Below are 9,818 nucleotides of genomic sequence, written 5' to 3'. Positions count from 1 at the left end.
ATCCGGTACGGGGACAGTGTCAGGCGGGCAGTTTGACTGGGGCGGTCGCCTCCTAAAGAGTAACGGAGGCGCCCCAAGGTTCCCTCAGAATGGTTGGAAATCATTCGAAGAGTGCAAAGGCATAAGGGAGCTTGACTGCGAGACCTACAAGTCGAGCAGGGACGAAAGTCGGGCTTAGTGATCCGGTGGTACCGCATGGAAGGGCCATCGCTCAACGGATAAAAGCTACCCTGGGGATAACAGGCTTATCTCCCCCAAGAGTCCACATCGACGGGGAGGTTTGGCACCTCGATGTCGGCTCATCGCATCCTGGGGCTGAAGTAGGTCCCAAGGGTTGGGCTGTTCGCCCATTAAAGCGGTACGCGAGCTGGGTTCAGAACGTCGTGAGACAGTTCGGTCCCTATCTGTCGTGGGCGTAGGAAATTTGAGAGGAGCTGTCCTTAGTACGAGAGGACCGGGATGGACGTACCGCTGGTGCACCAGTTGTTCCGCCAGGAGCATGGCTGGGTAGCTACGTACGGACGGGATAAGCGCTGAAAGCATCTAAGCGTGAAGCCCCCCTCAAGATGAGATTTCCCAATTAGTAAGACCCCTTGAAGACGACGAGGTGGATAGGTTGGAGGTGGAAGTGCAGCAATGCATGGAGCTGACCAATACTAATCGGTCGAGGGCTTATCCAAAAATATTTCAATGTGCTGCAAATTCGTTTCGTATCTAGTTTTCAGGTGATCAAAACTGAATTGTAAGTGTACAAGCTATACTTGCAAGGAGGATGATCACGGCATTTGGCGATGCCGGATCCTGAATATACGTTTGGTGGCGATAGCGGAAGGGTTCCACGCGTACCCATACCGAACACGACCGTTAAGCCTTCCAGCGCCGATGGTACTTGGACCGAAGGGTCCCGGGAGAGTAGGACGTCGCCAAGCGGATACATATTCCCTGATAGCTCAGTTGGTAGAGCACTCGACTGTTAATCGAGTTGTCACAGGTTCGAGTCCTGTTCGGGGAGCCACTTATGGAGAGGTGTCCGAGTTGGCCGAAGGAGCACGATTGGAAATCGTGTAGGCGCCAAAAGCGTCTCGAGGGTTCGAATCCCTCTCTCTCCGCCAGCAAGGACTTCATATATGGCCCGTTGGTCAAGGGGTTAAGACACCTCCCTTTCACGGAGGTAACAGGGGTTCGAATCCCCTACGGGTCACCACTTTCTTAATTGCATCAGGGGATGAGAATCCCATCGGTTCGTCGGAGGATAACTTCGTAAGCATAGACTTCGCAGTCTCGAATGAAGTGAGAGTATCCCCTACGGGTCACCATTTTCTTTAACAGTAATCCAGACGGAGGCTTAGCTCAGCTGGGAGAGCATCTGCCTTACAAGCAGAGGGTCGGGGGTTCGATCCCCTCAGCCTCCACCATATTCACCACCATTAATGACGCGGGGTGGAGCAGTTCGGTAGCTCGTCGGGCTCATAACCCGAAGGTCGTAGGTTCAAATCCTGCCCCCGCAACCAATTTATATCGCGATAGCGATAATGCCTCGTGGAACTGTGGTGTAGAGGCCTAACATGCCTGCCTGTCACGCAGGAGATCGCGGGTTCGAATCCCGTCAGTTCCGCCATTCTTATAAGCTTCAGGGATGAGAATCCATCATGGGTTCGTCGAAGCAGCATCTTCGTTAGTATAGACTTCGCAGTCTCGAACGAAGAGAGAGTATCCCGTCAGTTCCGCCATTTACTCTTAGTAATAAGAGCCATTAGCTCAGTTGGTAGAGCACCTGACTTTTAATCAGGGTGTCGAAGGTTCGAGTCCTTCATGGCTCACCATCTTTACCAAGAGAGCATAAGACGGAATACCTATTACATTGCGGACGTGGCTCAGCGGTAGAGCATCGCCTTGCCAAGGCGAGGGTCGCGGGTTCGATTCCCGTCGTCCGCTCCATTTTGCGCCCTTAGCTCAGCTGGATAGAGCGTTTGACTACGAATCAAAAGGTCGGGAGTTCGAATCTCTCAGGGCGTGCCATTTTTTTTAAACAATTACTTACTCATTATGAAATTTCATTGTGCCGGTGTGGCGGAATTGGCAGACGCGCGCGACTCAAAATCGTGAGGGAAACCGTGGGGGTTCGAGTCCCTTCACCGGCATTAAATAACGGGATGTAGCTCAGCTTGGTAGAGCACCTGGTTTGGGACCAGGGGGTCGCATGTTCAAATCGTGTCATCCCGATTCGAAAGAAGGACTGCTTTCAGTTTAACTGAAGGCAGTCCTTCTTTGTTATGGAATTGAAAATGATGCTGATGGCAAAAGCGAAACTGAATAATTTGGCAGCTCCCCGGTCACAATATGAAAAACATTGAATAGAAGGGGATAACCTTGAGTGTTTTTCAATTCTTTAAGAAGCTGTTCAGAAAACGCTGGAGACGCTGGAGACGCGCGATATGGTCCTGTGCGATCCTATTAATCGCAGGTATCATGATATGGTCCGGCCAGAATATAAAGGATCAGATGAAAAAGCTGCTCACTGCTGCATCTAACGAAACGCCACTGGCCGTAGAAACGATGCATTACTTGCAGATCGAGGATGAAAAGCAGGAAGAACGCAGGCAGGATCAGAGGGGATTTATGCAGAAGCTGAATACCTCGAAGGGAAAGAAGCATGTTCATGTTCGCATCACCTATGTATGCGGCATCGAAGAGCAGGATATGGGAAAGCTTACGGCGGACGGTATTTATGAACTGATGAATAAAAATCCTTTATGGCAGGGACGATTGGATAACAAAGGTGAAGTCTGGCTGGAGCAAACCGTATCCGACCTATCACCCACCTGTAAGAGGCAAGCCTATATGAGCATTGATTCCAACGGAAACTTAACCTTGTTTGATGGACCACCGGAGGAAGAGAAGGTGATGCGGACCTTCTTTCAGCTGGATGTCGGTTCGATGGAGTCGTCTTTGCCTAAAGATGTGATTCAGCAGCTTGAGGAAGGTATTCGAATTCAAGATATGGAAGAGTATAACAGTGTTCTGTCAACCTTTAGCGACTATGCTCGGGATATGGCTGAAAATGTCATGAATCCGACCCCTTAAACCCTTCGGCCTTGTCGCTTGGTAACTAAAAATGCTGCTCGGAAATTTTCCGGGCAGTTTTTTGCGTTGGACAGGTATGTTAGCGGTCTCAATATAGAGGATACGTAACTGGTGCTTAAAGGATCAAAGTTTTTCCTCAACAGAGGCCGATCTTTTGTTATAATGGGAGAACGATACATATGTTCGCTTCATCAGAGGAGAGATTGGTTTTGCGCATTTTAGGGATCGACCCCGGAATTGCGATTGTAGGTTTCGGGTTTGTAGATAAGGTTGGAAGTAAAGTCACGCCGGTACAGTATGGCTGTATCCAGACGGAAGCCCATACACCGGATGAAGAGAGGCTGCACCACGTGTACGAGGGCATGGGGCAGCTTATTGATAAATATGAGCCTGAGGCCGTTGCTTTCGAGAAATTGTTTTTTAACCGGAATGTAACCACGGCGATGTCCGTATCCCAGGCCAGAGGGGTGCTCATCCTGGCTGCGGTCCAGCGCGGGCTCCCGATTGCAGAATATACGCCGATGCAGGTGAAGCAGGCCATTGTCGGCTATGGCAAGGCGGAGAAGAAACAGGTACAGGAGATGGTCAGGATGTTCCTGAAGCTGCAGAGCATTCCCAAACCTGACGATGTGGCGGATGCACTGGCTGTAGCGATCTGTCACGCTCATTCCTATACACTGAATTCCAAGTTAAATGAGGTATTGCGAAAATGATCGATTTTTTACGGGGACAGGTTGTCCACTTAGAGAGTGAATATATTGTATTGGATGTTCAAGGGGTAGGGTATCAGGTGTTCTGCCCGAATCCGTATGCTTTTGCCAAAACCGAAGGAACCATCACGGTGTTTACCCATCATCATGTCCGTGAGGATGCCATCCTGCTGTTTGGATTTCCGACACGGGAGGAACAGAAGCTGTTCCGTAAACTGATCGAAGTCTCGGGAATCGGCCCGCGTGTGGCGCTCGGCATATTGGGCGGGGGATCTCCGGATCATGTGGTTTCCGCGATCTATCAGGAGAATGTATCCTTCTTGATCAAGCTTCCCGGAATCGGTAAGAAAACAGCACAGCGCATGATTTTGGACCTGAAGGACAAGCTGGAGGGATTCGGAAATGCGAGCATGATGACCGGTCTGTTTGCCATTCAGGAGCCTGAACCGGAAGCTGACGGCTCGGCGTGGTCTGAGGCACGTGAAGGACTGCAGGCTCTTGGTTATACGGATAGCGAGCTGGATAAGGTCTGGCTTAAGATTAAGGATACTACCGCAATCGGTGAATCCGTCGATGTGCTGATGAAACGGGCACTGCAGCAGCTATACGCCGGCTAGAGGATCGCTGCAGGAGAGGAGTTTAATAGATGGATGATCGAATTATTTCCGCCAATCTGATGATGGACGAGCAGGCTGTCGAGCTTAGTCTGCGTCCACGCTATTTGGCTGAATATATAGGACAGAATCAAGTTAAGGAAAATCTCAAGGTATATATCGAAGCGGCAAAAATGCGTAACGAAGCGCTTGACCATGTGTTGTTGTATGGTCCTCCAGGACTCGGAAAAACGACGCTGGCGAATATTATCGCCAATGAGCTTGGCGTTAATCTCCGTACGACTTCCGGTCCGGCCATTGAACGTCCGGGAGATCTGGCTGCGCTTCTCACCAATTTGCAGGAAGGAGATGTCTTGTTTATTGATGAGATCCATCGCCTGCACCGGACTGTAGAGGAAGTGATGTATCCGGCGATGGAGGATTTTGCGCTGGATATTATGATCGGCAAAGGGCCAAGCGCACGCTCGGTTCGCCTGGATCTGCCACCGTTCACCTTAATCGGCGCCACCACCCGGGCTGGATTGCTCTCTGCGCCGTTAAGGGACCGTTTTGGCGTGGTAAGCCGTCTGGAATTTTATACGGTCGACGAGTTGAGTTACATTGTGTCGCGCAATGCCGATCTTTTGGGGATCGAGATATTAGGAGGGGCAGCAGAAGAGATTGCCCTGAGATCGCGCGGGACGCCACGCATAGCCAACCGACTCTTGAAAAGGGTGCGTGATTATGCCCAGGTTCGAGGAGATGGCATGATAACGCCTAGCATCGCACAGGAAGCGTTGAAGATGCTGCAGATCGATCCGATGGGTCTTGACTTTATCGATCATAAAATGTTGAATGCCATGATCAAAAGCTTCCGCGGGGGACCAGTAGGTCTGGATACCATTGCGGCAACCATTGGAGAAGAAAGCCAAACCATTGAAGATGTTTATGAACCGTATCTCTTACAGATCGGTTTCTTGCAGCGTACACCCCGGGGACGAGTTGTAACGCCCACAGCTTATCAACATTTAGGTATTCCCTTCCCTGAGGATCGTCGTTAGATTATATAATCATTACATTTCATACCAAATCCTAATAGCTACAGGAGGAAATACGTAAATGGATAGGAACTGGACGAAATCATTATTCGGTTGGACCACCAAAGGACTCTTGTCGCTGGCTGTTGCCGGAACCTTATGGAGCGCACCTGCGATACATGCGGCCGCTCCTTCATTAGATACGATTCGTGTTGCGATGTTCCTGGATCTGGGAAGCCAGTATAAATCGACAACCAATGCCGTAACACTGAAATCCGCTGAGGCTCTGACGGCATCGCTGCTTGCATCCGGTGCACAGCAGGCTTTGATGAACATCCCAGCAAATCAGCAGGTCCGAATGAGTGTGGATACATACCGCGTCAAGGTGCTTGAGACCACGGATTGGAAAACGGCTTCGGAAGCAGCAAAAAAACTGCAAGCGACGAATGACAAACCGTTGCTGTTTGCGGACGGAAATGTATACAAACTATATGCCGGTATGTACGGAACAGAGAAAGCGGCTTTAGACGGGGCTGCGCGAACTGCGAAGACGGCGGCTGCTTATCTGAGTGGTCAAACGCCTTCGGTTAAAGGCGGGCTGCATCTGTCAGCAGGATCGTACGGATCGGAAGCAGAAGCCGAGTCTGTGCGTAAGATGTATGCAGATGCCGGCATGGATGCTTTTAATGTTGTGGTGCAAAGCGGAGGTGCATCCGCTTATGAGGTGTGGGTCGGCGAGGCAGCCAACACAGCCGATCTGGCTGCAGTCAAACAGGAAGCTTCTAAAATATCCGGCTCCCTCGTCGAACAGAATGCGTCAGCTTCGGGTCTGATTATGAGACGAGATGTAGGCCTCAACCTGGCATCTCCTCAAGAGACACAGCATTATATGTTGTCGGGTGGTCAATCCGTTCTGCGGCTAGAAGGGGCTTCAGGTGCCGGGACGAATGTGAAAGAGCGATCGGATCGTTCGTATCGAGGCGCTTTGGAGATCGGACAAAAGAACGGTCAATTGTATCTTGTCAATGAGCTGCCATTCCAGCAGTACCTGTATTCCGTCGTTGGAGCCGAGGTGCCGTCTACCTGGGGGGCTGAAGCACTGAAAGCACAGGCTGTGGCAGCGCGCAGCTATGCGCTCTTCCAAGGTAATAAGTTCGAAATAGCTCATGTCGTGGATACAACGTTAAGCCAGGCTTATTACGGAACCGCCTATGAGTATCCGAGCATTATTCAAGCAGTGGATGCAACCGACGGCGAAGTGGTCATGAAGGACGGCAAAATTGTGGAAACTGTCTTTTCTTCCAATAGCGGAGGAATGACGGCAGATTCCACCGAGGTGTGGGGTAACCGTAACGATCTGTTTGCCGCGGTGGAAAGCCCTGGAGACTCCTCGTCCCAGGCAGCCCTTAAATCCTGGTATCATGTACTTCTTCCGAGTGGTGTTACAGGTTATGTACGCGAGGACAATGTGAAGGAAACCGGAAACAAAACATCGGCAGGACTCCTGTATATGACGGTTACCGCCAAGGATACGAACGTCCGTCCACTCCCATTGATCCAATCGAACGTTGAGCCTGTAGGCAAAATGAATCCGGGCGAAACGGCTGTCGTCCTAGAGAAAGTGGCGGAATCCAACAGTTATGACTGGGTTCGCGGTCCCTATACTTCGGATCAATTGCTCGCCTCTCTAAAAGGAAAAACCTCCAATAGCCTGCCTGCTTCCATTACTTCGCTGGATGTCACGGAGCGAGGCCCGTCTGGACGTGCCCTTGCGGTTAAGGCCAACGGTCAAGTGCTGGACGTGAAATATCCGGATATGTTCCGCTCGGCTTTTAACGGTCTGCCAAGCACATTGTTTGATATTGAATCAACCGGAAGTTATACTGTATTGAGCGCGAATGGTGCGGTATCAACGGTTTCAAGCGGCCAATCAGTGTCCGTCATCTCAGGGAGCGGCAACGGAAATGTCAAAGGTTCCGGTACCGTTGTGATGAATGGAACGGGGAAAGCACGCGTGATTGAAAGCTCTCCCGGCTTTAAATTTACCGGTAAAGGCTTTGGTCATGGACTGGGCATGTCTCAATGGGGTGCCAAGGGAATGGCAGACGAAGGGTATGATTACAAGCAGATACTCCAACACTATTACCGCAACACGACTATTACGAAGGACTGACTGACATGAATGTGGATTTGTATGATTTTGAATTACCCGAACATTTAATTGCGCAGACACCGCTGCTGGATCGAAGTTCCTCCAGGCTCCTCACGCTGGATAAACAGAGCGGAGATATACGCCATCAAACGTTTGCGGACATCATAGACTACCTGAATCCGGGAGATACGCTTGTATTAAACGATACCAAGGTAATCCCGGCCCGATTATTCGGTGTAAAGGAAGACACCGGTGCGAAGGCAGAGGTCCTTCTGCTGAAGAATATGGGGCAAGACCGGTGGGAAGCACTTGTAAAACCTGGCAAGAAGCTGAAAAAAGGAAACGTCATTTCCTTTGGAGACGGAAAATTAAAAGCGGTCATCGAGGAAGAAGGAGAGATGGGTGCCCGCACCTTATCCTTCTCGTATAAGGGAATTTTCCAAGAAATCCTCGATGAATTGGGGCAAATGCCACTCCCGCCATATATTAAGGAAAAGCTGGATGACCGTGATCGTTATCAGACCGTATATGCGAAGCATGAAGGATCCGCAGCTGCACCGACGGCTGGCCTGCATTTCACGGAAGCTCTCCTGGAACAGATCCAGGCCAAGGGAGTGGATATCGCCTTCATCACCCTGCACGTCGGACTGGGGACATTTCGTCCGATGTCCGTAGATCAGGTTGAGGATCATGTCATGCATGAAGAGTATTATTCCCTCTCCCAGGAAACCGCTGAGCTGCTGAATGAGACGAAGCGGCGCGGCGGCCGGGTTATCGCTGTAGGAACCACCTCTTGCAGAACGCTGGAGACGGTTGGATCGGAGCTGAACGGCGAGCCTCTACGCGAAAGCAGCGGCTGGACGAGCATTTTCATATATCCCGGTTATGCTTTTACCGTCGTGGATGCGCTGATCACGAATTTTCATCTGCCGAAATCCACGCTGGTTATGCTGGTCAGTGCGCTGGCCGGTCGCGAACACATTATGAAAGCGTACAAGGAGGCTGTTGAGAAGGAATACCGATTCTTCAGCTTTGGCGACGCGATGTTTATCTATTAATTCGGAGGTTGGTTATCACAATGGCAGCAGCTGTTACTTATGAACATATTAAAACGTGCAAACAATCAGGCGCCAGGCTCGGCAGAGTGCACACCCCGCACGGCGTGATCGATACGCCGACATTCATGCCTGTCGGAACATTGGCAACCGTAAAAACCATGAGCCCGGAAGAGTTAAAAGCCATGGATGCCCATATTATTTTGAGCAACACCTATCACCTCTTCCTGCGTCCTGGACATGATATTGTGAAAGAAGCGGGCGGACTGCACAAATTCATGAACTGGGACCGTCCGATCCTGACCGATAGCGGCGGCTTCCAGGTATTCAGCTTGGCAGAAATGAGAAAAATATCGGAAGAAGGCGTACATTTCCGTTCCCACTTGAACGGAGATAAACTGTTTATCTCTCCGGAAGTTGCGATGGAGATTCAGAACGCGCTCGGATCTGATATTATGATGGCTTTTGATGAATGCCCGCCTTATCCTGCGGAGTATGAATACGTTAAACAATCCACCGAGCGGACCTCTCGCTGGGCTGAACGCTGCCTGAAGAGTCATGCCAGACCGGAAGACCAAGCCCTATTCGCCATCGTTCAGGGAGGCATGCATGAGGATCTGCGCCGTCAGAGCGCCCGTGATTTGACTTCCATGGATTTCCCGGGTTATGCTATTGGTGGACTTAGTGTGGGAGAATCGAAGCAGCTTATGTATGAAGTGCTGGATTACACGGTGCCCCTGCTGCCGAACAATAAGCCTCGCTATTTGATGGGAGTCGGATCACCCGATGCGTTGATTGAGGGCTCGATTCGTGGTGTGGATATGTTCGATTGCGTGCTTCCGACGCGGATCGCTCGCAACGGGACAACGATGACAAGTCAAGGCCGTCTTGTCGTTCGAAATGCTCAATATGCCAGGGATTACGGACCGCTGGATCCGGAATGCGACTGCTACACTTGCCGTAACTACTCGCGTGCTTATCTGCGTCATCTGATCAAGAGTGATGAAACGTTTGGACTAAGATTGACAACGTATCATAACCTGCATTTCTTGATTAATTTGATGCGTAATGTGCGTCAGAGTATTATGGAAGATCGTCTGCTTGATTTCCGCGATGAGTTTTTTGATAAGTACGGCCTACATGATAATGAAAAAGGGTTCTAAAGCAAGATCATGGCCATCATGATA

At 50.5% G+C, this 9,818-nt stretch carries 7 protein-coding genes, 11 tRNA genes and 2 rRNA genes; all 20 read left to right on the top strand.

All coding sequences use genetic code 11. The annotated features are described in order from the left end of the window. Positions 1 to 680 (top strand): 23S ribosomal RNA (locus tag ACQKPA_RS25390); the annotation flags it as partial. A 132-nt stretch (positions 681 to 812) separates the two neighbouring features. Further along, a 5S ribosomal RNA gene (gene rrf, locus ACQKPA_RS25385) occupies positions 813 to 929 on the top strand. A gap of 10 nt (positions 930 to 939) precedes the next feature. Then, a tRNA-Asn gene (locus ACQKPA_RS25380) sits at positions 940 to 1,015 on the top strand. A gap of 5 nt (positions 1,016 to 1,020) precedes the next feature. Continuing rightward, positions 1,021 to 1,112 (top strand) — tRNA-Ser (locus ACQKPA_RS25375). A gap of 17 nt (positions 1,113 to 1,129) precedes the next feature. Beyond that, positions 1,130 to 1,204, top strand: a tRNA-Glu gene (locus tag ACQKPA_RS25370). Between the two features lie 135 nt (positions 1,205 to 1,339). Then, a tRNA-Val gene (locus tag ACQKPA_RS25365) sits at positions 1,340 to 1,415 on the top strand. A gap of 19 nt (positions 1,416 to 1,434) precedes the next feature. Beyond that, positions 1,435 to 1,511, top strand: a tRNA-Met gene (locus ACQKPA_RS25360). Between the two features lie 30 nt (positions 1,512 to 1,541). After that, positions 1,542 to 1,618 (top strand) — tRNA-Asp (locus ACQKPA_RS25355). A gap of 129 nt (positions 1,619 to 1,747) precedes the next feature. After that, positions 1,748 to 1,823: transfer RNA gene (locus ACQKPA_RS25350), tRNA-Lys, on the top strand. A gap of 40 nt (positions 1,824 to 1,863) precedes the next feature. Continuing rightward, a tRNA-Gly gene (locus ACQKPA_RS25345) sits at positions 1,864 to 1,938 on the top strand. Between the two features lie 4 nt (positions 1,939 to 1,942). Further along, positions 1,943 to 2,019, top strand: a tRNA-Arg gene (locus ACQKPA_RS25340). 42 nt (positions 2,020 to 2,061) lie between these two features. After that, positions 2,062 to 2,141 (top strand) — tRNA-Leu (locus ACQKPA_RS25335). An 8-nt stretch (positions 2,142 to 2,149) separates the two neighbouring features. Next, positions 2,150 to 2,223: transfer RNA gene (locus tag ACQKPA_RS25330), tRNA-Pro, on the top strand. 147 nt (positions 2,224 to 2,370) lie between these two features. After that, positions 2,371 to 3,084, top strand: coding sequence for a BofC C-terminal domain-containing protein (locus tag ACQKPA_RS25325; RefSeq protein ID WP_427495242.1), 714 nt, complete (start codon positions 2,371 to 2,373; stop codon positions 3,082 to 3,084). Positions 3,085 to 3,293: 209 nt separating this feature from the next. Further along, the gene (gene ruvC, locus ACQKPA_RS25320; protein WP_071222746.1) at positions 3,294 to 3,797 is read left to right on the top strand and encodes a crossover junction endodeoxyribonuclease RuvC; all 504 of its coding nucleotides are present in this window, start codon (positions 3,294 to 3,296) and stop codon (positions 3,795 to 3,797) included. Further along, positions 3,794 to 4,411 (top strand): Holliday junction branch migration protein RuvA, encoded by a 618-nt coding sequence (ruvA, locus tag ACQKPA_RS25315; RefSeq protein WP_427495241.1) that lies wholly within the window; start codon positions 3,794 to 3,796, stop codon positions 4,409 to 4,411. Before ruvC ends, ruvA begins: the two co-directional genes overlap by 4 nt. 29 nt (positions 4,412 to 4,440) lie before the next feature. Further along, positions 4,441 to 5,448, top strand: a complete 1,008-nt coding sequence (gene ruvB, locus ACQKPA_RS25310) for a Holliday junction branch migration DNA helicase RuvB (protein ID WP_427495240.1) — start codon at positions 4,441 to 4,443, stop codon at positions 5,446 to 5,448. 58 nt (positions 5,449 to 5,506) lie between these two features. After that, positions 5,507 to 7,597 carry a SpoIID/LytB domain-containing protein gene (locus tag ACQKPA_RS25305; protein WP_427495239.1) on the top strand — a complete coding sequence of 697 codons (2,091 nt, stop codon included), beginning with the start codon at positions 5,507 to 5,509 and terminating at the stop codon, positions 7,595 to 7,597. A 5-nt stretch (positions 7,598 to 7,602) separates the two neighbouring features. Beyond that, positions 7,603 to 8,634 (top strand): tRNA preQ1(34) S-adenosylmethionine ribosyltransferase-isomerase QueA, encoded by a 1,032-nt coding sequence (queA, locus tag ACQKPA_RS25300; protein ID WP_427495238.1) that lies wholly within the window; start codon positions 7,603 to 7,605, stop codon positions 8,632 to 8,634. Between the two features lie 20 nt (positions 8,635 to 8,654). Beyond that, positions 8,655 to 9,794 carry a tRNA guanosine(34) transglycosylase Tgt gene (gene tgt / locus ACQKPA_RS25295; RefSeq protein WP_071222751.1) on the top strand — a complete coding sequence of 380 codons (1,140 nt, stop codon included), beginning with the start codon at positions 8,655 to 8,657 and terminating at the stop codon, positions 9,792 to 9,794. The last annotated feature ends 24 nt before the right edge of the window (positions 9,795 to 9,818 follow it).

This window comes from Paenibacillus sp. NPDC093718 (genome assembly GCF_050279985.1).
Lineage (GTDB): Bacteria > Bacillota > Bacilli > Paenibacillales > Paenibacillaceae > Paenibacillus_AQ.
This window is presented reverse-complemented; position numbering and strand designations above follow the sequence as displayed.

What these genes read in the sequence shown, in the direction of transcription:
- ruvA (WP_427495241.1), top strand. Translation starts at nt 3,794, where the DNA reads ATGATCGATTTTTTACGGGGACAGGTTGTCCACTTAGAGAGTGAATAT.
- ruvB (WP_427495240.1), top strand. Translation starts at nt 4,441, where the DNA reads ATGGATGATCGAATTATTTCCGCCAATCTGATGATGGACGAGCAGGCT.
- ACQKPA_RS25305 (WP_427495239.1), top strand. Translation starts at nt 5,507, where the DNA reads ATGGATAGGAACTGGACGAAATCATTATTCGGTTGGACCACCAAAGGA.
- queA (WP_427495238.1), top strand. Translation starts at nt 7,603, where the DNA reads ATGAATGTGGATTTGTATGATTTTGAATTACCCGAACATTTAATTGCG.
- tgt (WP_071222751.1), top strand. Translation starts at nt 8,655, where the DNA reads ATGGCAGCAGCTGTTACTTATGAACATATTAAAACGTGCAAACAATCA.